Source organism: Luteimonas sp. 22616 (assembly GCF_052044325.1).
Classification (GTDB): Bacteria; Pseudomonadota; Gammaproteobacteria; order Xanthomonadales; family Xanthomonadaceae; genus Luteimonas.
In genome coordinates this window covers 97,645-119,568 of the sequence record NZ_JBQEMW010000001.1, presented here as the reverse complement: position 1 = coordinate 119,568, position 21,924 = coordinate 97,645, and the positions used below count along the sequence as shown (strand labels likewise).

At 68.0% G+C, this 21,924-nt stretch carries 23 protein-coding genes and 1 tRNA gene; 2 read left to right on the top strand and 22 right to left on the bottom strand.

What is annotated here, in order from left to right:
- Positions 1 to 45: 45 nt before the first annotated feature.
- Together ACTJIL_RS00530 and recQ are read left to right on the top strand one after the other, a co-directional pair.
- On the top strand, positions 46 to 600 hold the full coding sequence (locus ACTJIL_RS00530) for a Dps family protein (RefSeq protein ID WP_440753677.1): 555 nt from the start codon (positions 46 to 48) through the stop codon (positions 598 to 600).
- Positions 601 to 759: 159 nt separating this feature from the next.
- Positions 760 to 2,598: a DNA helicase RecQ gene (recQ, locus tag ACTJIL_RS00525; RefSeq protein ID WP_440753676.1), complete on the top strand. Its 1,839-nt coding sequence runs from the start codon at positions 760 to 762 to the stop codon at positions 2,596 to 2,598.
- Between the two features lie 31 nt (positions 2,599 to 2,629).
- On the opposite strand, the gene ACTJIL_RS00520 is transcribed toward recQ, so the two are convergent.
- The 22 genes from ACTJIL_RS00520 to ACTJIL_RS00415 all read right to left on the bottom strand — a co-directional run bounded on the left by ACTJIL_RS00520 (position 2,630) and on the right by ACTJIL_RS00415 (position 21,857).
- On the bottom strand, positions 2,630 to 2,893 hold the full coding sequence (locus ACTJIL_RS00520) for a hypothetical protein (protein WP_440753675.1): 264 nt from the start codon (positions 2,891 to 2,893) through the stop codon (positions 2,630 to 2,632).
- A gap of 411 nt (positions 2,894 to 3,304) precedes the next feature.
- Positions 3,305 to 3,380, bottom strand: a tRNA-Lys gene (locus tag ACTJIL_RS00515).
- Between the two features lie 57 nt (positions 3,381 to 3,437).
- Entirely contained in the window at positions 3,438 to 4,121 is a 684-nt protein-coding gene (queC, locus tag ACTJIL_RS00510) for a 7-cyano-7-deazaguanine synthase QueC (protein ID WP_440753674.1), read from the bottom strand.
- Positions 4,122 to 4,165: 44 nt separating this feature from the next.
- Positions 4,166 to 4,852 carry a 7-carboxy-7-deazaguanine synthase QueE gene (gene queE / locus ACTJIL_RS00505; RefSeq protein WP_440753673.1) on the bottom strand — a complete coding sequence of 229 codons (687 nt, stop codon included), beginning with the start codon at positions 4,850 to 4,852 and terminating at the stop codon, positions 4,166 to 4,168.
- A gap of 113 nt (positions 4,853 to 4,965) precedes the next feature.
- On the bottom strand, positions 4,966 to 5,796 hold the full coding sequence (ybgF, locus tag ACTJIL_RS00500) for a tol-pal system protein YbgF (protein WP_440755801.1): 831 nt from the start codon (positions 5,794 to 5,796) through the stop codon (positions 4,966 to 4,968).
- A 99-nt stretch (positions 5,797 to 5,895) separates the two neighbouring features.
- A complete protein-coding gene (gene pal, locus ACTJIL_RS00495; protein ID WP_440753672.1) occupies positions 5,896 to 6,411 on the bottom strand; it encodes a peptidoglycan-associated lipoprotein Pal in 516 nt (171 codons plus the stop codon).
- 75 nt (positions 6,412 to 6,486) lie between these two features.
- Positions 6,487 to 7,815, bottom strand: coding sequence for a Tol-Pal system beta propeller repeat protein TolB (gene tolB / locus ACTJIL_RS00490; RefSeq protein ID WP_440753671.1), 1,329 nt, complete (start codon positions 7,813 to 7,815; stop codon positions 6,487 to 6,489).
- A 299-nt stretch (positions 7,816 to 8,114) separates the two neighbouring features.
- Positions 8,115 to 9,071 (bottom strand): cell envelope integrity protein TolA, encoded by a 957-nt coding sequence (gene tolA, locus ACTJIL_RS00485; RefSeq protein WP_440753670.1) that lies wholly within the window; start codon positions 9,069 to 9,071, stop codon positions 8,115 to 8,117.
- Positions 9,071 to 9,514, bottom strand: a complete 444-nt coding sequence (tolR, locus tag ACTJIL_RS00480) for a protein TolR (RefSeq protein ID WP_440755800.1) — start codon at positions 9,512 to 9,514, stop codon at positions 9,071 to 9,073. The genes tolA and tolR overlap by 1 nt, the downstream gene beginning before the upstream one ends.
- An 85-nt stretch (positions 9,515 to 9,599) precedes the next feature.
- On the bottom strand, positions 9,600 to 10,400 hold the full coding sequence (gene tolQ / locus ACTJIL_RS00475) for a protein TolQ (RefSeq protein ID WP_440753669.1): 801 nt from the start codon (positions 10,398 to 10,400) through the stop codon (positions 9,600 to 9,602).
- Positions 10,401 to 10,530: 130 nt separating this feature from the next.
- Entirely contained in the window at positions 10,531 to 10,980 is a 450-nt protein-coding gene (gene ybgC / locus ACTJIL_RS00470; RefSeq protein ID WP_440753668.1) for a tol-pal system-associated acyl-CoA thioesterase, read from the bottom strand.
- 61 nt (positions 10,981 to 11,041) lie between these two features.
- Positions 11,042 to 12,085 (bottom strand): Holliday junction branch migration DNA helicase RuvB, encoded by a 1,044-nt coding sequence (gene ruvB / locus ACTJIL_RS00465; protein WP_440753667.1) that lies wholly within the window; start codon positions 12,083 to 12,085, stop codon positions 11,042 to 11,044.
- 211 nt (positions 12,086 to 12,296) lie between these two features.
- Complete coding sequence (locus ACTJIL_RS00460; protein WP_440753666.1) at positions 12,297 to 13,286, bottom strand: LLM class flavin-dependent oxidoreductase; 990 nt, start codon at positions 13,284 to 13,286, stop codon at positions 12,297 to 12,299.
- Positions 13,287 to 13,796: 510 nt separating this feature from the next.
- Positions 13,797 to 15,689 (bottom strand): potassium transporter Kup, encoded by a 1,893-nt coding sequence (locus ACTJIL_RS00455; RefSeq protein WP_440753665.1) that lies wholly within the window; start codon positions 15,687 to 15,689, stop codon positions 13,797 to 13,799.
- A 139-nt stretch (positions 15,690 to 15,828) separates the two neighbouring features.
- The gene (gene ruvA, locus ACTJIL_RS00450) at positions 15,829 to 16,434 is read right to left on the bottom strand and encodes a Holliday junction branch migration protein RuvA (RefSeq protein ID WP_440753664.1); all 606 of its coding nucleotides are present in this window, start codon (positions 16,432 to 16,434) and stop codon (positions 15,829 to 15,831) included.
- Between the two features lie 166 nt (positions 16,435 to 16,600).
- The gene (ruvC, locus tag ACTJIL_RS00445) at positions 16,601 to 17,122 is read right to left on the bottom strand and encodes a crossover junction endodeoxyribonuclease RuvC (RefSeq protein ID WP_440753663.1); all 522 of its coding nucleotides are present in this window, start codon (positions 17,120 to 17,122) and stop codon (positions 16,601 to 16,603) included.
- A 76-nt stretch (positions 17,123 to 17,198) separates the two neighbouring features.
- Positions 17,199 to 17,930 (bottom strand): YebC/PmpR family DNA-binding transcriptional regulator, encoded by a 732-nt coding sequence (locus ACTJIL_RS00440; RefSeq protein WP_440753662.1) that lies wholly within the window; start codon positions 17,928 to 17,930, stop codon positions 17,199 to 17,201.
- Between the two features lie 136 nt (positions 17,931 to 18,066).
- Entirely contained in the window at positions 18,067 to 18,732 is a 666-nt protein-coding gene (locus ACTJIL_RS00435) for an esterase/lipase family protein (RefSeq protein ID WP_440753661.1), read from the bottom strand.
- Between the two features lie 7 nt (positions 18,733 to 18,739).
- A complete protein-coding gene (locus tag ACTJIL_RS00430) occupies positions 18,740 to 19,051 on the bottom strand; it encodes an I78 family peptidase inhibitor (RefSeq protein WP_440753660.1) in 312 nt (103 codons plus the stop codon).
- Positions 19,052 to 19,083: 32 nt separating this feature from the next.
- The gene (locus ACTJIL_RS00425) at positions 19,084 to 19,626 is read right to left on the bottom strand and encodes an N-acetyltransferase family protein (protein ID WP_440753659.1); all 543 of its coding nucleotides are present in this window, start codon (positions 19,624 to 19,626) and stop codon (positions 19,084 to 19,086) included.
- A 46-nt stretch (positions 19,627 to 19,672) separates the two neighbouring features.
- Positions 19,673 to 21,433 carry an aspartate--tRNA ligase gene (gene aspS / locus ACTJIL_RS00420; protein WP_440753658.1) on the bottom strand — a complete coding sequence of 587 codons (1,761 nt, stop codon included), beginning with the start codon at positions 21,431 to 21,433 and terminating at the stop codon, positions 19,673 to 19,675.
- Between the two features lie 79 nt (positions 21,434 to 21,512).
- On the bottom strand, positions 21,513 to 21,857 hold the full coding sequence (locus tag ACTJIL_RS00415) for an FmdB family zinc ribbon protein (RefSeq protein WP_440753657.1): 345 nt from the start codon (positions 21,855 to 21,857) through the stop codon (positions 21,513 to 21,515).
- Positions 21,858 to 21,924 lie beyond the last annotated feature (67 nt).

Below are 21,924 nucleotides of genomic sequence, written 5' to 3'. Positions count from 1 at the left end.
CGCCACTGCCTATTGTGGCGTCATGCCCTTTCCAGGAGAAACAAGATGGCCAAGTCCCCCAGCAAGAAGAAGAAGCCGGCCCCGCCGAAACCCGCCGCATCACCCGGCCCGGGCGACCGCGGCCCGGCCATCGATATCGGGATCAACGCGACCGATCGCAAGAAGATCGCCCAGGGCCTGTCGGTGTTCCTGTCCGACGCCTACACCCTGTACCTGAAGACCCACAACTTCCACTGGAACGTGACCGGGCCGATGTTCAATGCCCTGCACAACATGTTCGAGGAACAGTACACCGAGCAGTGGACGGCGCTGGACGACATCGCCGAACGCATTCGCGCACTGGGCTTCAACGCCCCCGGCTCGTATGCGGAATTCATCCGCCTCTCGACGATCAAGGAAGAGCCGGGCCTGACCGAGGCGCCCGACTGGCGCGAGATGGTGCACCAGCTGGTAGTCGGCAACGAAGCCGTCTGCCGCACCGCACGCGAAGTGCTGGACGTGGCCGACGACGCCGACGACGCCCCCACCGAGGACCTGCTGACCCAGCGCCTGCACACCCACGAGAAGTACGCCTGGATGCTGCGCTCGCTGCTGCAGTAAGGCAGCAAGGGCAGTCTCCAGGGCGCGGCCGTCGCAGGACGGCCGCGCCTTTTTCGTCGGAGCCGTTGCGGGAGATGTTGTGGGAGCGCGGCAAATCCCGACGCCATCGCGCGTCAATCCCCGACTGACCCGCGACGCCGGCTTGCTACCCTTGCATGCATGGGCAACACCGCACTCGAAACACTCCAGCAGACTTTTGGCCACGCCGCCTTCCGCGGCGAGCAGGCCGCCATCGTCGAACACGTCACCGCCGGCTTTGATGCGCTGGTGCTGATGCCCACCGGCGGCGGCAAGTCGCTGTGCTACCAGATCCCGGCGCTGCTGCGCGAAGGCTGCGGCGTCGTGGTCTCGCCGCTGATCGCGCTGATGCAGGACCAGGTCGAGGCGCTGCGCCAGCTGGGCGTGCGCGCCGAATACCTCAACTCCACCCTCGACGGCGAAACCTCGGCGCGGGTCGAACGCGAGCTGCTGGCCGGCGAAATCGACCTGCTCTACGTCGCCCCGGAGCGCCTGCTGACGCCGCGTTTCCTGTCGCTCCTGGAACGCAGCAAGATCGCCTTGTTCGCCATCGACGAGGCCCACTGCGTCTCGCAGTGGGGCCACGATTTCCGCCGCGAATACCGTGAGCTCACCCTGCTGCACGAACGCTGGCCCGGGATCCCGCGGATCGCGCTCACCGCCACCGCCGACCCGCCGACCCAGCGCGAGATCGCCGAACGCCTGCAGCTGGAGGACGCGCGCCGCTTCGTCAGCTCCTTCGACCGCCCCAACATCCGCTACACCGTGGTCCAGAAGGACAACGGCAGCGCGCAGCTGCGCGATTTCCTGGGCGCGCACCACGGCGAGGCCGGCATCGTCTACTGCCTGTCGCGCAAGAAGGTCGAGAAGACCGCCGAGGCACTGGTCGAACTGGGCTTCGACGCGCTGCCCTACCACGCAGGCCTGGACGCGCAGACGCGCGCCGCCAACCAGCGCCGCTTCCTGCGCGACGAAGGCGTGGTGATCGTCGCCACCATCGCCTTCGGCATGGGCATCGACAAGCCCGACGTGCGCTTCGTCGCCCATGTCGACCTGCCCAAATCGATCGAGGGCTATTACCAGGAGACCGGCCGCGCCGGCCGCGACGGCGAGCCGGCCGAAGCCTGGCTGTGCCATGGCCTCGGCGACGTGGTGCTGCTCAAGCAGATGATCGAGAACTCCGAGGCCGGCGAGGAGCGCAAGCGGCTGGAGCGGCGCAAGCTTGATGCCCTGATCGGCTACTGCGAGACCATGCGCTGCCGCCGCCAGGTGCTGCTGGCCAGTTTCGGCGAAGAGTACTCGGCGCATGGCCCCGGCCAGCCCTGCGGCAACTGCGACAACTGCCTGACCCCGGCCGAAACCTGGGACGCCACCGTGGCGGCGCAGAAGGCATTGAGCTGCGTGTACCGCAGCGGCCAGCGTTTCGGCGTCGCCCACCTGGTGGATGTCCTGCGCGGCGCCGACAACGAACGCATCCGCCAGTTCGGACACGAGCGTTTGTCGACGTTCGGCGTCGGCGACGACCTCGACGCGCGCACCTGGCGCGGGGTGTTCCGGCAGCTGGTCGCGGCCGGCCTGCTCGACGTCGACACCGAAGGCTACGGCGGCCTGCGCCTGACCGACGCCAGCCGCGCCGTCCTGCGCGGCGAGCAGACCGTCATGCTGCGCAAGGAACTCCCGCGCAAGAAGCAGCGCGAACGCAGCCGCGCGCGGGGCGCCACCGCTGCCGACGCGGTCGAACTGTCGGCAGCCGAGCAGCCATTGTTCGAGGCGCTGCGCGACCTGCGCACGCACCTGGCGCGCGAGCAGAACGTGCCGCCGTACGTGATCTTCCACGATGCCACCCTGCGCGGGATCGCCAGGCAGCGGCCGGCATCACTCGATGAGCTGGCGCAGGTCGGCGGCATCGGCGGCACCAAGCTCGACCGCTACGGCGAGCAGGTGCTGGACGTCGTGCAGCGGCAGGCTGCTGCGGCCTGAGGCCGGGAACTGGCCGGATGACGCGGTCCCGTTACGCGCAGTAAACGTCGTTGCTGGAAGCCTGGCCCTGCGCGAGCTGTTCGCCAGCCCATTCCAGCACCAGGTCCATGACCAGTCCGGTCTCGATGAGGTTGGCCTGGAATGCGCGTTCAAGTTGCTCGCGCGACAACGGGCGGGTCACGGTTTCGCCCGCCTGCGCAGCCATGGCTGCCGCGAGTTCGGCGATGCGCGCCGCGAACTGGCGCTTCTGCGCGAGCTGGTTGAAAAATCCGGTGGATAGCGCCGTTGCTTTCATGCTCTTCTCTCCTGCATGGCGTGGATGTCGTGTCTCGGGAAATCACATCGGGTGCGGCAATTCCGGCAACGCCACGCCGCCGGTCAAACCGGGCCCTGCAGCGCGTGTCGTCTGGGCCATGGCGGCCCGCGGCGTGCCGCGTTCGACACCCAATGGATGCGGCGGGGCGCCTCAAGTTCCGCGCATTCTCGACCATGCGATGTACGGCCTGCGTGAGCGGCAGCCGGGAATTCCAGTGCCTGCATGACCGACCGGCGACCAGCCCGCCAACCGCAGGCCCGGCAGCGTCCGTCCCTTGAGGCAGCTCCAATGGGAGGCATCGAATGCATCGAAGCTCGCTGTCCAGCGACGCCCGGAACGTGCTGTTCCGTCGCGCTTCGGCAGCGAGGCTCCCGTCGTCGCCGGAATGGTTGGTGGGCCGTGATGGATTCGAACCATCGACCAGCGGATTAAAAGTCCGATGCTCTACCGACTGAGCTAACGGCCCACGGGGCCCGCGCCTGCGCGCGGGGAGGCAATTCTAGCGCACTGCCGCGACCACGCCCTACGCCTTGTAGCGCGTGGGATCGGGTGCATGCGCGGCGGAGAAGCCTTCGGCGCGCAGGCGGCAGGCATCGCAGTGGCCGCAGGCGCGGCCCTCGGCGTCGGCCTGGTAGCAGGAGACCGTCTGCGCGAAATCGACGCCCAGGCGCCCGCCTTCGCGGACGATGTCGGCCTTGCTCATCCGCTGCAACGGTGCGTGGACGCGGATGCCCGCGCCTTCGACGCCCGCCTTGGTGGCCAGGTTGGCCAGGCGCTCGAACGCCTCGATGAATTCCGGCCGGCAGTCGGGGTAGCCGGAATAGTCGACGGCGTTGACGCCGCAGAAGATGTCGGCCGCGCCCAGCACTTCGGCCCAGCCCAGCGCCACCGACAGCATGATGGTGTTGCGCGCCGGCACGTAGGTGACCGGGATGGCCGGCGCATCCGCGTCCTGGTCGGAATCCAGGGGCACGTCGATGTCGGCAGTGAGGGCGGAGCCGCCGATCGTGCGCAGGTCGACGTTGACGGTCTTGTGCTCGGCGGCACCGAGCGCGGCGGACACCCGCGCGGCGGCGTCCAGTTCGGACGTGTGGCGCTGGCCGTACGACACGCTGAGCGCATGCACGGCAAAGCCCTGCTCGCGCGCGATGGCCAGGACGACGGCGGAATCCATGCCACCGGAAACAAGGACGACTGCTTTTTTCATGGGGGAGGCAAATCGGGAAATCGGGGATCAGGAGGGCGCAGGGTTCAACGGCCCGGCTCGTCGTTCCACAGCAGCTTGTGCAACTGCATCTGGAACTTCACCGGCAGGCGGTCGGCGACGATCCAGTCGGCCAGTTCGCGCGGGGCGAGTTCGGACTTGCTGGGCGAGAACAGCACGTCGCAGCGCTGGTCGAGGCCGTGTTCGGCGACCACGTCACGCGCCCATTCGTAGTCGGCGCGGCCGCAGAGCACGAACTTGACCTGGTCGTGGGAGGTCAGCAGCGGGAGATTTTCCCAGCGGTTGCGCTCGGCTTCGCGCGAGCCCGGGGTCTTGAGGTCCAGCACGCGCGACACGCGCGGGTCGACGTCGGAAATGTCGATCGCGCCGGAAGTCTCCAGCGACACCGCGTAGCCGGCATCGCACAGGCGCTGCAGCAGGCCGATGCAACGCTTCTGCGACAGCGGCTCGCCGCCGGTCACGCACACGTGGCGCACGCCGTGGCGCGCGACCTCGGCGAGGATGGCGCCGATCTCCCACCACTGCCCGCCGTGGAAGGCATAGGCGGTGTCGCAGTACTGGCAGCGCAGCGGGCAACCGGTCAGGCGCACGAACACGGTCGGCCAGCCGGCATCGCGGGCTTCGCCCTGCAGCGACAGGAAAATCTCGGTGATGCGCAGCCGGTCTGCCGAAGCGGCAGCGGCCGCGTCGTGGGCAGCGGATACGGCGTTCATGTGGGAATTGTAGAGCCTGCCCGGGCTTGATCCGGGGGTGGGTGTTGGCCCACCGCTGCCATCCGGGGGACGGCGTCTGGGATTCAACGGAAAGACGGCGGGCCTGGGCCCTCCTACTGCACCTGCGACAGCTGGATCGCGCGCAGCCTGTCCTCGGCGGTGCGCGCGGCGTCGGTGCCCGGATAGCGCGCCGACACTTCGGACAAGGTCCTTTCGGCGTCGCCGAGCTGCTTCTGCCCGTACTGCGACAGCCCCACCTTCAACAGCGCGCCGGGCGCCTTGTCGTGGGTCGGATAGCGGTCGATCAGCGCCTGGAACTGCTGCTGCGCCAGGGCGTAGTTCTGGGTGACGTAATAGCTCTCGCCGAGCCAGTAGTAGGCATTCGGCGCATAGGCGCCGCTCGGATGGGCCTGCAGGAAATCCTGGAACAGCTGCGCCGACTCCGAATAGCGGCCGGCCTTGAGCGCGTCGAACGCCACCTCGTAGGCACCGCGCTCGTCGGCGGTCCGGGTCATCGCACCCGGGTCGCCGTAGACCGCGGGCGCGGCTTCCGGCACCGCGCCGGCAGTCGCGGCAGCGGCGGGCGTGGCCGGAGCCGTAGCGGTGGGAACGGAATTCGGGTCCAGCGTCGGCGCGGGCGCCCCGCTCTCCATCCGGTTCAGGCGCCCGTCGAGGTCGAGGTACTGGGCGCGGTTGGTCGACTCGAGCTGCTCGTTCTTGCGCTGCAGTTCCTCGAGTTGCGAACGCAATGCCTGCAACTCGTTCTTGATCTGGGTGACCTGGTTGAGCAGATCCACGTTGCCGCGGTTGTTGGCCCCCTGCTGCTCGAGCGCGGCCACGCGGTCGGCGAGGCTGGCGCGCTGCGCGAACGCGGGCGTTGCGGCGAAGACGGCGCCGATCGCGGCGGCGAGGGCGAAACTGCGGATGATCGTGATCGAAGGCATGGTCATGTCCGGAAGGACTGTCTGGTTTTCTGGTTCTGTAAAGACAATCGGCAGCTGACGGGGTTCCCGCCAGCTGCCGACGTCGGTTACGCGGACTGCTTACTTCGCGGTGTACACGATCTCGACGCGACGGTTCTTGGCCCAGCAATCCTCGCTCGAGTCGGTGCAGGTCGGGCGCTCTTCGCCGTAGCTGACCACCGTGATCTGGGCACCGGAGCCGCCATTGGCCTGCAGTGCCGAAGACACCGAATTGGCACGGCGCTCGCCGAGGCCCAGGTTGTAGTCGCGGCTGCCGCGCTCGTCGGCGTTGCCTTCCAGGGTCATGCGCGAGGACGGACGGTCACGCAGGTACTTGGCGTGGCAGGCCATCGCGGCCTGGAATTCCGGACGCAGCGCGTCCTGGTCCAGGTCGAAGTAGACAACGCGCTGGCGCAGGCAGGCATCGGTGTCGAGGTCGCCGGGGCCGTAGGCGCCCGGAGTGGTCGGCCCGGTCTGGTCGACGACCCCGGTGCTCGGGCCGGTGTCGGCCGGCGGCACTTCCTTGACCTTCTTGGAACAGGCAACGGCTGCGGTGCAAAGCACGGCCGTCAACAGCACGCGGGTAATGGTATTCATCTCGTCGAATCCTTTGCGTTGAAGGGGTATTGCGGAAACGTCGGAAAGCTTCGGGGTCAAGGTGTGCAGGGAACGTCAGCGCTGGGCGCGGAACGGTCCCCATGCCGGCTCGCGGACGTCGCCGTCGGCGAGTACCAGGCGCTGGCGAACGCGGCCATCGGACGAAACGGCATACAGCACGCCCCGCCGTCCCTCGCGGGCCGCATAAAGCACCATGCTGGCGTTCGGGGCGAAGCTCGGCGATTCGTCAAGTGACCCCGGCGACAGCGTGGACCAGCGCGGCGACCCCAGGCTGCGATCCAGCAGTGCAATACGGTACACGTTGCCACTGCCTTGTGCCACGGCGATTTTCTTGTCGTCGAACGACACCGTCGGGCTGGCGTTGTACCTGCCCTGGAACGTCACCCGGCTGGCGCTGCCGCCGCTGGCCGACACCTGGTAGATCTGCGGCTGTCCGCCGCGGTCGGAGGTGAAGTACAGGCTGCTGCCGTCGGCGCTCCATGTCGGCTCGGTATCGATGCCGAACTGGTTGGTGATCTGGGTCAGCGCCTTGCTGCCCAGGTCCATCACGTAGATTTCCGGGTTGCCGCTGCGCGACAGGGTCAACGCCAGGCGACGGCCATCGGGCGAGAACGCCGGCGAACTGTTGATGCCGCGGAAGCTGGCGATCAGCTCGCGGCTGCCGGTGGTGATGTCCTGGATGTAGATCGAGGAATTGCCCTTCTCGAAACTCACGTACGCCACCTTGCGGCCGTCCGGGCTCCACGACGGCGACAGCAGCGGCTCGGGCGAACGCACCACGGTCTGCGGGTTGTAGCCGTCCGAGTCGGCGACCATCAGCGCGTAGCGCGCGCCCTTGCCGGTGCCGGTCACGGTGATGTAGGCGATGCGGGTCCAGAACGCGCCGCGCACGCCTAGGATTTTTTCGTAGATCGCATCGGCCATCTGGTGCGCGACGTCGCGCATCGCGCTCGAACGCGCGGTCATCGCGAAGCCGAGCAGGCGCTCCTGCTTGGCCACGTCGAACAGCTCGTATTCCACCCGGTAGCTGCCTGCACCGGCATCGAGCACGTGGCCGACGACGATGAAATCCTGCTTGAGCAGGCGCCAGGTCGGGAACTGGATTTCGCCGCCCCGCGCGGGCTTTTCGACCATGTCGGCCACCGGCAGAGTGCGGAACTGGCCGGAGCGTGCAAGGTCGGCGCCCACCACCGCGGCCACGTCGGTTTCCGGCGCCACGCCGCCGCCCTGGTAGGGCATCGGCACCACCGCGATCGGCAACGCCGAGGCGTTGCCGCCGACGATGTCGATTTCCAGGCCCCGCTCCTGGGAAAGGGCCGCAAGCGGCAGCAGGAAGGCGAAGATCGCGGCGAAGGCGGCGAAAAGGCGCGGGGATGCTTTCATGGGCAGGCCGTGGCTGGAAAAACTGAATGGTGGCAGGGTCTGTGTGAACGGCGTCTCAAAGCTGAACGCGGCTCTCGCCGTAGCGGCCTTGACGCGCGAATTCCCGGGCTTTGACCTGTGGCGAAACGACAGATCCGCTTGGCGCAAGCGTAGTTCCGAGACCTCGACAAGGCGAACCCAGCGTCTTCCGCGCCCCGGCCCTCGCGCCACGCGAGGGCGCTCATCGGGACGAGAACCTGTGGCTCGCAAGCATCCCTCTTCACCCCGCAGGCGGGAGAAGGATTCGGCATCCCCACTCGTCAGCGATCCTGCGCCTCGAAGTTGAGGATCAGATTGCGCTGGAACACCGATTCGAAGCCCGCGTACGGCAGCGGCTTGGCCTTGAGCACGGCAGCCTCGACCGAGCGGCGCCCGAGTTCGTCGTAAGGGCACGACGGATCGACCTTGGCGCTCATCACGTCGCCGCCGGGCAGCTGGGTGATGTAGATCCGGCAGCGCTGGCCCTGCGGCACGTTTTCGGGCCGGGTCCAGTTGCGCAGCACCGCTTCCTGGATCGCCGCGGCATAGCGCGCGGACAGGCCCGCATCCGCGCCATTGTTGCCCGGCGGCGGCGGCGCGCTCGCGGCAGCATCCGAAGCCTGCTTGGCCCGCACGTCGGCGATCTGCTTGAGCTTATGCTCGGCCAGCTTGGCTTCGCGCTCGGCCTTGGCGCGTTCGGCCTGGATCTTCTTCAGCTTCTCGTCGCGCTGCTGCTCGGCGAGGCGGAACTTGCGTTCGGCCTCCTCCTGCTTCTTGCGCTCGGTCAGGTCGATCTGCTCCTGGCGACGCTTCTCTTCCTGCTCGCGCTCGCGCGTCTCGGCAGAAATGGCGTTGCGGTCGACCTTTTCCTGTTCGATCGGGGCCGGCTCGGGCACGAAGTCCTGCGCTTCCTGCTGCTTGGGCACAGGCGATTCCTGCGGCTCCGGCTCGGGAATCGGCTGCGGCAGCGGCACGGCGTCTTCTTCCACTTTCTGCGGCGGCGCTGGCTCGGGCTCCGGTTCCGGCAGCGGCTCGGCTTCCCGCGCCAGCGCGCGACGCATCTGCGTGGACAGCTCGCTGGTGTCGACCATCTCCGCGCTGATCGGCGAACCGGCGGCCGCGATCGGCGCTGCGTCGCGCGTCCACCACAATCCGATGAACATCAACGCGAACAGGAACGCGTGCAGCGCGATCGCCAGCACCACGGCCAGGGTCGAGTCGGCGCGCGTTTCCCGCATTACGGGGCGCTCTGGTGCTGCGGGTCGCTCATCAAGCCGACCTTTTCGACGCCGGCGCGCTGCAGCAGCACCATCGCGTCCATCACCTTCTGGTAGTTGGCGCTGCCGTCACCGGCCACGAAGATCGCCTGCTTCGGGTTCTGGTTGACGATCCCGCGCACCCGCGCCTCGAGCTCCTCGGCGCCGATCGCCTGCGGCCGGTCGCTGCCGGGCAGCACCAGAGCGTAGGCGCCGCCGGCATCGACCTGCACCACCATCGGGTCCTTGTCCTGTTCGAGCGACTTCGCGTTCGACTCGGGCAGCTCGACGTCGACGCCGAGGTTCATCAGCGGCGCGGTCACCATGAAGATGATCAGCAGCACCAGCATCACGTCGATGTAGGGCACGACGTTGATGTCGGCCTTGAGCTTGTGCTTGCGGATGCGGCGGCCGTTGGCGTTCATGGCCATGTTGGTTTCACCTCAATGTCATGTTCGATGCGGGCCGACAGGCACGAACGTGCGACGGCCCGCGCCGGGGTTGGGCCGCTCAATCGTCGAGGTGGGACTGGCGCTGCAGGATCGAGGAGAACTCCTCGGCGAAGGCGTCGTAACGGGTGGCAATGCGCTCGACCTTGGTGGCGAAGCGGTTGTAGGCCCACACCGCCGGGATCGCCGCGAACAGGCCCATCGCGGTGGCGATCAGCGCCTCGGAGATGCCGGGCGCGACGCTGGCGATGGTCGCTTCCTTGACGTTGGCCAGCCCCTGGAACGAGATCATGATCCCCCACACCGTGCCGAACAGGCCGACGTAGGGGCTGATCGAACCGACGTTGGCGAGGAATTCGAGGTTGCGTTCCAGCCCGTCGAGCTCGCGCGAGGTGGTCACGCGCATCGCGCGCTGCGCGCCTTCGAGCTGGATCCGGCTGTCGACGCCGCGGCGCTCGCGGATGCGGTTGAACTCGCGGAAGCCGCTTTCGAAGATCGCCTCCAGGCCACCCGAGTCGCGGCCGCGACCCTGCGCGCCGGCGTAGAGCTTGGACAGCTCGGCGCCCGACCAGAAGCGCTCCTCGAAGCGGTCGGCTTCGTCCTCGGCGCGGCTGAGCAGGCTGCGCTTGCGGAAGATGATCACCCACGACGCGATCGAGGCGACCAGCAGCAGCAGCATCACGAACTGCACCGGGATCGAGGCGTGCAGGATCAGCTGCACGATGTCGAGATGGTTGCCTGCCGCCGCGGCCGCGCCGCTGGCCACGTTCGGGTCGGCCGCCAGTTCCGCCGCGGTGGTCGCGGCTTCTTCCGGCAAGGGTTCGACCGAGGTCGCCTGCAGCAATGCAAGTAGGGGCGTCATGGATGGGCTCCGGTGTCTGGATGGGGTCTGGCGATGGCTTTGGTGCGGGCTTCGGCGATGGCGGCCGCCATGGCGGCGCGACTGCTGTCTCGTGTGCCGCATGGCGTGCGACGGGTCGAACCTGTGCTGGTCACTGCGCGCCTTGTTCGAGGGTCTTGAGTTGCTGGTACAGCGTTTCGGGGATGCCGCGCGGGCGGAAGCCGGCGGCGTCCAATGCCGCGACCTTGACCTCGGCGTCGAGCAGCAGCCTGCCGCCGCAGCGGATGTCCTGCTCGATCACCAGGCTCGCGCCACGGCACTGGCGCAGCGCGACCGCCACGTCGAGCGCGTCGTCGAGCCGCGCCGGCGCGCGGAAATCGATCTGCATCGCCCGCACCGCGAACACCAGGCCATGTTCGACCCGCAGCAGCTCCTGTCCGTAACCGCGCGCGCGCAGCCATTCGGTCCGCGCGCGCTCGAGAAACGCCAGGTACTGCGCGTGGTAGACCACGCCACCGGCGTCGGTATCTTCCCAATAGACCCGTGTCGGCCAACTGAACGGGAGCCGGGAATCGGAAACGGGGGATGCGGAATCGCTCAAGCGCGCTCTCCCGCGCTCGCGCGCGACGGGGCGACGTTGGGCCGGTTTGCGGGGAGAAAAGTCAGAACAGTTCCTCCGGCTCCCCATTGCCCATTCCCGGTTCCTGCCGCCTGGGCTTCAGGCCGAGGTGCCGATACGCCTTGTGCGAAGCCATCCGCCCGCGCGCTGTGCGGACCAGGAATCCCTGCTGGATCAGGTACGGCTCGATCACGTCCTCGAGCGTGCCGCGCTCCTCGCTCAGCGCCGCGGCCAGCGATTCGACGCCGACCGGGCCGCCGTCGAAGTTCTCGATGATCAGGTTGAGCAGGCGCCGGTCGAGGTCGTCGAAACCCTCCGGGTCCACCTTCAGCATCAGCATCGCGGCGTTGGCCACGTCATGGTCGATGCGGCCGGCGGCGCGCACCTGGGCGTAGTCGCGCACGCGCCGCAGCAGCCGGTTGGCGATGCGCGGGGTGCCGCGCGAGCGGCGCGCGATCTCGTCGGCGCCCTCGGCGACGCAGTCGATGCCGAGGATCTTCGCCGAACGCCGCACGATCCGGGTCAGTTCCGCGGCGCTGTAGAACTCCAGCCGCTGGACGATGCCGAAGCGGTCGCGCAGCGGCGCGGTCAGCAGGCCGGCGCGGGTGGTGGCGCCGATCAGGGTGAACGGCGGCAGGTCGAGCTTGATCGAGCGCGCGGCCGGGCCCTCGCCGATCATGATGTCGATCTGGAAATCCTCCATCGCCGGATACAGCACTTCCTCCACGACGGGCGAGAGGCGGTGGATCTCGTCGATGAACAGCACGTCGTGCGGCTGCAGGTTGGTCAGCAGCGCGGCGAGGTCGCCGGCCTTCTCGATCACCGGGCCGGAGGTCACGCGCAGGTTGACGCCCAGTTCGTTGGCGATGACGTGGCTGAGCGTGGTCTTGCCCAGCCCGGGCGGGCCGAAGATCAGCACGTGGTCGAGCGATTCGCCGCGGTGCTTGGCCGCCTCGATGTAGATCGACAGCTGCTCGCGCACCGGCTGCTGGCCGAGGTACTCGTCCAGCCGCTTGGGCCGGATGCTGGCCTCGATGGCCTCGTCCTCGCGCGTGGCGTCGGCGGCGATGATGCGGTCGTCGGTCATGCGCCTATGTTCGCACGGCCACGCCGCGATGCGCTTGCGAAAGGTCTTGTAGGAGCGGCTTCAGCCGCGAGCTTTTGCCCCTCCTTGCGAACGGCTGCCCACGGATTGCGGTGCTGCGGAAGACACCCCTCCCCAACCCTCCCCTGCCTTCGCAGGGGAGGGAGCCACGGCAAGAGAGCAGGAGTCGCGGCCAACGCCGCTCCCACACGAGTCAGGCGACTTCGCGGCAGGCGGCTGCGGCCACCGCGAACGAACGCTTGCGCGCGGCGTGGTCGAAGATGTTGGCCGTCAGCAGCAGTTCGTCCGGCCGGTGGCGCTCGAGGAAGGCTGCGATCCCGTCGCGCACGCCGGCCTGGTCGCCCAGCACGGTGCAGGCCAGCGCCTGCTCGACCATCGCCTTCTCGGCCGGGCTCCAGAACGTCTCGATGTCGTCGACCGGCGGCGGCACCAGCCCGGGCTGGCCGCGGCGCAGGCGCACGAAACTCTGCTGCTGCGTCGTGAACAGGCGCCTGGCTTCCGCCTCGCTGTCGGCGCCGACCACGTTGAGCGCCAGCATCGCGTAAGGCTTCGCCAGCCGCTTCGACGGCCTGAAATCCTGCCGGTACAGCGCCAGCGCCTGCTCCATCGCCGCCGGCGCGAAATGCGAGGCGAAGGCGAACGGCAGGCCCATCGCCGCCGCCAGCTGGGCACTGAACAGGCTCGATCCCAACAGCCACACCGGCACTTCGATGCCGCCGCCGGGCACGGCCTGCACCGGCTGCCCCGGGCGCACGGGTTCGAAGTAGCGCAGCAGTTCGGCCACGTCCTGCGGGAATGCGTCGGCGCCGTCGAAATAGCGCCGCAGCGCGCGCGTGGTGGCCTGGTCGGTACCCGGCGCACGGCCGAGTCCCAGGTCGATCCGATCCGGATACAGCGAAGCCAGCGTGCCGAACTGCTCGGCCACCTGCAGCGGCGCGTGGTTGGGCAGCATCACCCCGCCCGCCCCGACGCGGATCGTCGACGTGCCACCCGCCACATGCCCGATCAGCACCGCCGTCGCCGCGCTGGCGATGCCGGGCATGTTGTGGTGTTCGGCCAGCCAGTAGCGGTGGTAACCGAGGGCCTCGGCGTGGCGGGCCAGATCGAGCGTATTGGCGAACGCCTCCCGCGGCGTGCTGCCTTCGGTGACGGGGGCGAGATCGAGGATCGAGTACGGAATCATCGTGGGGCTCCGGCGGGGACCCGGGGGATATCGGGACGGTCGGGGTGTTTTGCCATGCCCGCGAACATGGACTTTCGTCCATGCCGGCCGGTGACCCGTACTCGGCGTTGGCGTTGACTCTGGTCTGGCCTTGGCCTTCTGAAGAACACACCGTCCCACCTTTGTCGGCAGACCCGGAGGGCGCCGCACATGGATGTGCGGCGTTTTTCCAGGGGACAGGATGTCCCGTAGAAAAATCCCTGCGTCAATGACACGCCCGGTTAGCTCTGTACGGGGAAGCGTTTTTCTTTGCTTCGTTTCTTTGACTCGCGCCATCCATGGCGCTCACCCCTCCGGGGCCAGCGTCACTGCGCGCACTCCTGTGCGCGCAGTGACGCTTATCAAAAGAAATGAAGTCGCCGAAGGCGGAAGCTTCTGACTTTTTCACTTCCTGCGATTGGCGTTTTGACCCCTGGAAACCTCGGGAAAAAGAGGACGATGGATCAGGCTCGCCCATCGACCCATCAGTCACTAGATCTCGACCTGCGCCCCCAACTCCACCAGTCGATTACCCGGAATCCGGAAGAACCCCGTCGCCGGCGCCGCGTTGCGGTGCATGAAGGCGAACAGGCGATCGCGCCAGATCGGCATGCCGCGGTGGCGACTTGCGACCACCGTCTCGTGGCTGGCGAAATAGGTGGTTTCCATTGGATCGAAATGGATGCCGCCCTGGTCGCACGAGCGCATCAGCGCCAATGGCACGTCCGGGATTTCCATGAAGCCGAAGCGGATCAGCACGCGGTAGAAATCGTCGCCGATCGATTCGAGCTGCAACCGCATCCCCGGCGGCGCGTAGGGCACGGTGAGTGTTTCCACGGTCAAGAAGACGTTGCGCTCATGCAGCACCTTGTTGTGCTTGAGGTTGTGCAACAGGCCATGGGGAACGACGCCCGGATCGGCGGTCAGGAAGATCGCGGTCCCGGGTACGCGCACCGGCGGGGCCAGCATCAGGCCCGGCAGGAAGGTGTCGAGCTGGATGCCTTCCTTGCGCACTTCCTCATGCAGCAACTCGCGGCCACGGCGCCAGGTGCGCAGCAGGGTGAACACGCACAGACCCAGCACCACCGGGAACCACGCGCCGTCGAAGAACTTCGCGCCGTTGGCGACGACGAAGCCCACGTCGACCACGAAGAACACCACGCACAGCGGCAGCACCCACTTGCGTCCGCGCGGCCACAGCGCACGCGCCACCAGTGCCAGCAGCAGGGTGTCGATCAGCATCGTCGCCGACACCGAGATGCCGTAGGCCGTCGCCAGCGCGGTGGAACTCTGGAACATCAGCACCACGGCCAGCACCGCCACCATCAGGGTCCAGTTGATGTACGGAATGTAGATCTGCCCGATCGTCTCGCTGGACGTATGCTTGATGGCCATGCGCGGGATGTAGCCCAGCTGCATCGCCTGCCGGCCCACGGAATACGCGCCGGTGATGACCGCCTGCGAGGCGATGATGGCCGCCATCGTCGCCAGGACGATCATCGGATACAGCGCCCACTCCGGCACGGCTTCGTAGAACGGGTTCCGCACGGCCTCGGGATGCTTGAGCACGAATGCCCCCTGCCCCAGGTAATTGAGCATCAGGCAAGGCAGCACCATGCCGTACCACGCATAGCGGATCGGGCGCGCGCCGAAATGGCCCATGTCGGCGTACAGCGCCTCGCCACCGGTGACTGCCAGCACGACCGCACCGAGGATGAACATCGAGTGCCAGCCATGGCTCATGAAGAACTTTGCCGCCCACCAGGGATTGAGCGCGTTGAGCACTTCCGGGGCGTCGATGATGTTGTGGATCCCGATCGCGGCCAGCGCGATGAACCAGACCACCGTGATCGGCCCGAAGATCCGCCCCACCTTGGCCGTGCCGAAGCGCTGGGCGAGGAACACCAGCACCAGGATCACCACCGCGATGGGCACGATGAAGCGCTCCAGCCCGGGCGCCGCGACTTCCAGGCCCTCGACGGCGCCAAGCACGGTGATCGCCGGCGTGATCACGCCGTCGCCGAAGAACAGCGACGCGCCGAAGATGCCGAGGATGCCGACGATGTACGCCGAACGCCCGCCCTTGGCCAGGGTGCGCTGGGCCAGCGCCATCAGCGCCATGATCCCGCCCTCGCCCTCGTTGTCGGCACGCATGATGATGCTGACGTACTTGAGTGTCACCACGATCATCAGCGCCCAGAACACCAGCGACAGGATGCCCAGGATCGTGTCGTGGTTGCCGGTCAGGCCGAAGTGCGGCGAGAACGCTTCCTTCAGCGTGTACAGCGGGCTGGTGCCGATGTCGCCGAAGACCACGCCGAGCGCGCCGACGACGAGGCCGGGCAGGCCGATCTTGTCGTTGGCAGTCTTTGCGTCAGTACCCATCGTTCGCCTTCCGTGGTGTTTTCCCTGCGCGGCCGGTTCGATCCATGGCCAGGTCGGAAAAATGGCGGTTGGTTGCCGGGATACGATTCCCGGGGCGCCGGTGATAATTCATCGTGACCTCATTTCATCGCGGCGCGGTTCAACGCAGCGCGGACTGTAGCGCCTTGCGGATGATGGTTTCGGCAACGTCGCCCTCGGCGAATGCCTGCCGGGCCATGCGCTGCGCTTCGGCCGGCTTGTAGCCAAGCTGCTGCAGGGCGATGGTGGCTTCCGAAAGCGGATCGGCAGCCACGTTGGCCGCGCCCTTCGCCGCGCCGCCCACCGCAACGCCGGCGGCGACCATGTCGGCCATGCGTTCGCGCAGTTCCACGATCATGCGCTCGGCGGTCTTCTTGCCGATGCCGGGGATGCGGGTAAGCGCGGTGACGTCGCCGGCCTGCACCAGGCGCGCGAATTCGTCGACGCCGGCGCCGGACAGCACCGCCAGCGCGATCTTCGCGCCGATGCCGCTGACCCGCTGCACGTCGCGGAACAGGCGCCGCTCGGGTTCGCTCAGGAAGCCGTACAGCGAGACGCTGTCCTCCTTCTGCGCGTAGTGGGTGAACAGCGACACTTCGCCACCGACAGCCGGCAGGTCGTAGAACGTGCTCATCGGCGCCTCGAGCTCGTAGCCGACGCCGTGCACGTCGACCACCAGCCATGGCGGCTGCTTGTGGACGAGGATGCCTTTCAGGCGGCCGATCATGGCGAGCCCCCGGCACGGCGCGGCTTGTGACCTGCAGGAGCGGCTTCAGCCGTGAGCTTTTGCTCCTTTACGCAGGAAATCGAAGAACTCGCGGTTGAAGTCGCTCCTGCAAGACCGGCAAGACCGGATTTGCAGATCACGGAGCCCGAACCACCCATCGCCTTCATCACTTTCGACTCCACGCTTCGCGCGCGCTGACGCCAAGGCGCTGCGCGCTGGCGCGCACGTGGGCGTGGGTGATGGCCACCGCCAGCGCATCGGCGGCGTCGGCCTGGAGCTTGCCTTTGAGGTTGAGCATGATCCCCACCATGTGCTGTACCTGCACCTTGTCCGCGCTGCCCTTGCCGACCACGGCCAGCTTGATTTCGCGCGCCGCGTATTCGTGCACCGGCAGATCATGCATCACGACGGCGCACAATGCCGCGCCGCGCGCCTGGCCGAGCTTGAGTGCCGAGTCCGGGTTGCGCGCCATGAACACCTGTTCCACGGCCGCCTCGTCGGGCCGGTACTCAGCGATGATCGCGCCCAGGCCATCGAGCAGGCGCTTGAGCCGCTGTGCGAAGCCGCCCTCGCCCAGCAGCAGCAGCGGCGCGTGGAACACGTGCGTCGCGCGCCCCGCTGCGTCCACGTCGATGATGCCCACGCCGGTGCGCTGCGAGCCCGGGTCGATGCCGAGGATGCGGGTCATTGGGTGGGGCCGTGATGGATGATCGATGATCCGGCAAGTGACCTTGCCGGAGTTCGCAACACGAATCCCGGCATCCTCATCCGTACGCGTCTGCGCCGAGCTCGGCATTGCTGTAAACATTCTGGACGTCGTCCAGGTCCTCGATCCAGTCGAGCAGCTTGACCACCTGCTGCGCGATCTCGCCGGCCACGGCAATGTCGTTGTCGGCGCGCCAGGTGACCTCGGCCTCGTCCGGCGCGACGCCGGCGGCCTTCATCGCATCGCGCACGGCCTCGAAGGACTCCACCGCGGTCAGCACGTCGATCGCACCATCCTCCGGATACACCACCACGTCGTCGGCGCCGGCCTCGATCGCCGCTTCGGTCACGCGGTCCTCGTCGGCGCCACCGGCGAAGTGCAGCACGCCCAGGCGCTTGAACATGAAGGCCACCGAACCCTCGGTACCGAGGTTGCCGCCGAACTTTCCGAATGCGTGGCGCACGTCGGCCACGGTGCGCACCTTGTTGTCGGTCAGGCAGTCGACGATCACCGCCACGCCGCCGGGCGCATAGCCTTCGTAGCGGATCTCCTCGTAGGACACGCCTTCCAGCTCGCCGGTGGCCTTCTTGATCGCGCGCTCGATCACGTCCTTGGACATGTTGTTCGACAGGCCCTTGTCGATGGCGGTGCGCAGGCGCGGGTTGCCGGCCGGGTCGCCACCGCCTGCGCGGGCGGCCACGCCGATCTCGCGGATGATCTTGGTGAAGATCTTGCCGCGCTTGGCGTCGGAGGCGTTCTTGCGTGCTTCGATGGATGGGCCGCGACCCATGGGAAACCCCGGTCTTGCGTGGAAAGTCCGCGATTTTACTGGAATCGGGCCGGCACCACCCGTAGGAGCGGCGGAAGCCGCGAGCTCTTCATGGCGGCCGGCCCACGTACCGAAGAGCTCGCGGCTTCCGCCGCTCCTACGAGGGCTCGTTGATGTGGCTGAACCGGCCGTCGCGCAGGAATGCGATCGTCTGCGCGATCGCCTCGGCCGAGAACAGCAGGCCGCTGTGGCTGGCCGCGACCACCACGTGGTCGGCCAGCTGCGGGCTGCGCGTTTCCTCGACCGACACGCTGCCGTCGTTGTCGCCGTCGAACTGCGCCAGCAGGCCACCGAGGCCGTGCGGCAGGCGGCCGGCCACCATGCCGACCTCGTGGCCCGGCGGCCAGGTCATGCAGCCGTTGCGCAGGATGTCGGCGCTGCGCCCCAGCCACAGCGCCGCCAGCGGCCAGCGCGCGAGGTTGGCCGCGGCGCTGCTGCCGCACAGCGGCACGCCCAGGCAGACCATGCGCCGCACCGGGAGGTCGGGCTCGGCCGCCAGCGCCCGCAGCGCCACCAGGCCGCCGAGGCTGTGGGCGACGATGTCGGCCTCCCCGCCCGCGCGCAGCTGATCGGCCAGCCGCGGCACCGCCTCGTCCGGCCCGCCGACGATGCTGTGGTAGCCAAAGGTTTCCGGCGCATGGCCGGCCGCGCGCAAGCGGGCGCTGACCCACTGCATGGTCGCGCCGACCATCCAGATGCCGTGCAACAGCACCACGCGCCGCGCGGGCGCGTCCGGGTTCACGGAACGCGTCGACGACGGCATGCCGCGGTCAGCCGCAGTCGATCCCGGTGATGACGTTGTCGTCATCGATATGGACGTTGATTCGGTCGCGGCGGTAGTCACGCGTCACCGCCTGGCCGGGTGCGATCGGGCGGATCAGGCCGCTGCCGCTGTCGCGCCAGACCCTTGCCATGGTCGCTTCGGTGGCCTTCTCGCCAATCGCCCATTCCAGGCCATCGGTCTTGCAGGTGCCTTCGCCGGTGATGGTCGGGCCGCCGCTGGCCGGCTGCAGCGATTGCGGCGGCGCACAGGCCACCAGCAGCAGGCTCAGGCAGGTCGTGGACAGGATGCGGAAGGACATGGCGCCGGCCATTTCTTGGGGGAGGCCGCAGTCTAGCAGCGGGTCGCCGCGACATCCGCGTCGCGGCGCAGGATGAACTCGCGGTCGCGCACGCGGCCGACCGGGAATTCGTATTCGCCGGCCTTCACGAACCCGTGCCGGGCATAGAAGCGCTGCGCACCCATGTTCTCGGACCACACCCCGATCCACAGCGTGCGCGGGCCTTCGCGCAGCAGCCAGTCGAGCGCAGTCGCGAACAGCTTCCCGCCCATGCCGCCGTTCTGCTGCGACTTGAGCAGGTACAGGCGCTTGAGCTCGCCGTCGCCCGGTGCAACATCCGGATGCGGCAGCCCGCACGGCCCGGCGGCAGCGTGCCCGATCGCCTCGCCATCGCGTTCAAGCAGCCACACCGCGTAGTCCCGATGCGCGAGGATCGTGCGCTGTTTCTCCACCGCGTAGGCATCGGCGAGGAAGGCCTGCAGGTCTTCGGCCGGATACAGGTGGCCGAAGGTTTCGACGAACGTGCGCGTGGCCAGTTGCGACAGGGTCGTCGCATCGTCGGGCGTGGCGCGGCGGATGGTGGGCGAGTTCGACATGGCATGAATTGTAGGAGCGGCTTCAGCCGCTCCTACAGGTGCTGTTTCAGCTTTCCTTGGGCCGCACCGCCACATGCACCTCAGCCAGCTGCCTGTCCGGGATCGGCGAAGGCGCGCCGGTCATCAGGCACTGCGCGGTGGTGGTCTTGGGGAAGGCGATCACGTCGCGGATCGATTCGGTGCCGGCCATCAGCGCGGCGATGCGGTCGATGCCGAAGGCGATGCCGCCGTGCGGCGGCGCGCCGTACCTGAGCGCGTCGAGCAGGAAGCCGAACTTGGCTTCCGCTTCCTCGGCGCCGATGCCCAGCAGCTCGAACACCGCGCTCTGCATCGCCGAGCGATGGATGCGGATCGAACCGCCGCCGATCTCGTTGCCGTTGAGCACCATGTCGTAGCCGCGGCTGACGGCGGTCGCGGCGTTGGCGCGCAGGTCGGCCTCATCGTCCACGGCGGGCGCGGTGAACGGGTGGTGCAAGGCGACGTAGCGCTGTTCTTCCTCATCCCATTCGAACATCGGAAAGTCGGTGACCCACAGCGGCTTCCAGCCCTCGCCCACCAGGCCGAAATCCTTGCCGGCCTTGAGCCGCACCGCACCCATGAACTCGCTGACCGTGCGATACGCACCGGCGCCGAAGAACACCATGTCGCCGTTGCCGGCACCGACCGCCTGCAACAACGCGGCGAACGCGGCCTCGTCGAAGAACTTGGCGATCGGCGAACTGACCTCGCCGGCCTCCGACAGCTTCACGTAGGCCAGGCCCTTGGAACCGTACCTGGCCGCGTGCGCGGCGTACTCGTCGATCTGCTTGCGCGACAGCGACGCACCGCCCGGAATGCGCAGCGCCGCGACGCGGCCGCCGTCGGCATTGGCCCAATCGGTGAACACCTTGAACTGGCTGTCCTTCACCAGCGCCGCGACATCGACCAGCTCCAGCGCGATACGCAGGTCGGGCTTGTCCGAACCGTAGCGGCGCATCGCTTCGGCATACGTCATGCGCGGGAATTCGCCCAGTTCCACCTCCATCACCTCGCGGAACACCTCGCGGATCATGGCCTCGGTGGCGTCCTGCACGGTCTTCTCGTCGACCCACGCGAACTCCATGTCCAGCTGGGTGAACTCGAGCTGGCGGTCGGCGCGCAGCGCCTCGTCGCGGAAGCATCGTGCGATCTGGTAGTAACGGTCGAAGCCGGCCACCATCAGGATCTGCTTGAACAGCTGCGGCGACTGCGGCAGCGCGTAGAACTCGCCCGGATGCATGCGCGCAGGCACCAGGAAGTCGCGCGCGCCCTCGGGCGTGGCCTTGGTCAGGATCGGGGTCTCGATGTCCTGGAAGCCGCGCGCGTCGAGCCAGCGCCGCAGCGCCTGCACCAGCCTGATGCGGGTGCGCATCATCCGCTGCATCTTCGGCGTGCGCAGGTCGAGGTAACGGTACTTGAGGCGGATGTCCTCGCCGGCGTTCTCGTGGGCGTGGAACGGCAGCGGCTCGGCCTTGTTGAGCACCTCGATCGCGGTCGCGACCACTTCCACCTGGCCGGTGCGGATCTTGTTGTTGACGCTCTCGCGCCGGCGTACGGTGCCGGTCACGCGCAGGCAGTCTTCGTAGCCCACCTTCGCCGCGGTCGCGACCACGGCTGCGTTGCCCTCGCCGTCGCCCGGCTCGGCCACCACCTGCACGATGCCTTCATGGTCGCGCAGGTCGATGAAGCACAGGCCGCCGAGGTCGCGGGCGACGTCGGCCCAGCCGCAGAGGGTGACGGTCTGGCCGATCAGCGACTCGTCGATCAGGCCGCAAAAATGGGTACGCATGGGGACTCCGGGAAGAATCGTCCGGACGGCGCCGGAAAGCCCCGCATTTTAGCCCGGGATGCCGTCGCGGGCAGGCGCCTCAGGTCGCCGGCGCGGGCTTGGCGGGCGCAGCCTTCGCGGTTTCGGCCGGTTTTGCGGCCGGTTTGGCCTCGGCGGGCTTGGCGTCGGCGGCCTTGCCCTCGGGTTTCGCGGCGGCCGCGCTTTCCGTGCCCTCGGCGAGATTGCGCTTCCTGTCGCCGTCCTTCTTGAAGTCGGTCTCGTACCAGCCGCTGCCCGCAAGGCGGAACGACGGGGCTGTCACCTGGCGATGCACCTCGCCCGCTGCACCGCAGGCCGGGCAGGCCTCGGGGTCCGGATCGGACAGCTTCTGCAGGCGGTCGAAATCATGGCCGCAAGCGGCGCAGCGGTAGGCATAGATGGGCATGGCAGGTGGCGGTGGTGGCTGGATGCCGCCAGTCTGGGGCCACGCTGGCGGATTACAAGCGCAGCCA

Excerpts from the sequence above, each read along its gene's own strand:
- tolA (WP_440753670.1), bottom strand. The coding sequence starts at position 9,071 with ATGCGGGAAACGCGCGCCGACTCGACCCTGGCCGTGGTGCTGGCGATC.
- ruvA (WP_440753664.1), bottom strand. The coding sequence starts at position 16,434 with ATGATCGGCCGCCTGAAAGGCATCCTCGTCCACAAGCAGCCGCCATGG.
- tolB (WP_440753671.1), bottom strand. The coding sequence starts at position 7,815 with ATGAAAGCATCCCCGCGCCTTTTCGCCGCCTTCGCCGCGATCTTCGCC.
- ACTJIL_RS00530 (WP_440753677.1), top strand. The coding sequence starts at position 46 with ATGGCCAAGTCCCCCAGCAAGAAGAAGAAGCCGGCCCCGCCGAAACCC.
- recQ (WP_440753676.1), top strand. The coding sequence starts at position 760 with ATGGGCAACACCGCACTCGAAACACTCCAGCAGACTTTTGGCCACGCC.
- aspS (WP_440753658.1), bottom strand. The coding sequence starts at position 21,433 with ATGCGTACCCATTTTTGCGGCCTGATCGACGAGTCGCTGATCGGCCAG.
- queC (WP_440753674.1), bottom strand. The coding sequence starts at position 4,121 with ATGAAAAAAGCAGTCGTCCTTGTTTCCGGTGGCATGGATTCCGCCGTC.
- ACTJIL_RS00460 (WP_440753666.1), bottom strand. The coding sequence starts at position 13,286 with ATGATTCCGTACTCGATCCTCGATCTCGCCCCCGTCACCGAAGGCAGC.
- ACTJIL_RS00440 (WP_440753662.1), bottom strand. The coding sequence starts at position 17,930 with ATGGGTCGCGGCCCATCCATCGAAGCACGCAAGAACGCCTCCGACGCC.
- queE (WP_440753673.1), bottom strand. The coding sequence starts at position 4,852 with ATGAACGCCGTATCCGCTGCCCACGACGCGGCCGCTGCCGCTTCGGCA.
- tolQ (WP_440753669.1), bottom strand. The coding sequence starts at position 10,400 with ATGACGCCCCTACTTGCATTGCTGCAGGCGACCTCGGTCGAACCCTTG.
- ybgF (WP_440755801.1), bottom strand. The coding sequence starts at position 5,796 with ATGCCTTCGATCACGATCATCCGCAGTTTCGCCCTCGCCGCCGCGATC.
- pal (WP_440753672.1), bottom strand. The coding sequence starts at position 6,411 with ATGAATACCATTACCCGCGTGCTGTTGACGGCCGTGCTTTGCACCGCA.
- ACTJIL_RS00425 (WP_440753659.1), bottom strand. The coding sequence starts at position 19,626 with ATGTCGAACTCGCCCACCATCCGCCGCGCCACGCCCGACGATGCGACG.
- ACTJIL_RS00435 (WP_440753661.1), bottom strand. The coding sequence starts at position 18,732 with ATGCCGTCGTCGACGCGTTCCGTGAACCCGGACGCGCCCGCGCGGCGC.
- ACTJIL_RS00430 (WP_440753660.1), bottom strand. The coding sequence starts at position 19,051 with ATGTCCTTCCGCATCCTGTCCACGACCTGCCTGAGCCTGCTGCTGGTG.
- ACTJIL_RS00455 (WP_440753665.1), bottom strand. The coding sequence starts at position 15,689 with ATGGGTACTGACGCAAAGACTGCCAACGACAAGATCGGCCTGCCCGGC.
- tolR (WP_440755800.1), bottom strand. The coding sequence starts at position 9,514 with ATGAACGCCAACGGCCGCCGCATCCGCAAGCACAAGCTCAAGGCCGAC.
- ACTJIL_RS00415 (WP_440753657.1), bottom strand. The coding sequence starts at position 21,857 with ATGCCCATCTATGCCTACCGCTGCGCCGCTTGCGGCCATGATTTCGAC.
- ruvB (WP_440753667.1), bottom strand. The coding sequence starts at position 12,085 with ATGACCGACGACCGCATCATCGCCGCCGACGCCACGCGCGAGGACGAG.
- ACTJIL_RS00520 (WP_440753675.1), bottom strand. The coding sequence starts at position 2,893 with ATGAAAGCAACGGCGCTATCCACCGGATTTTTCAACCAGCTCGCGCAG.
- ruvC (WP_440753663.1), bottom strand. The coding sequence starts at position 17,122 with ATGACCCGCATCCTCGGCATCGACCCGGGCTCGCAGCGCACCGGCGTG.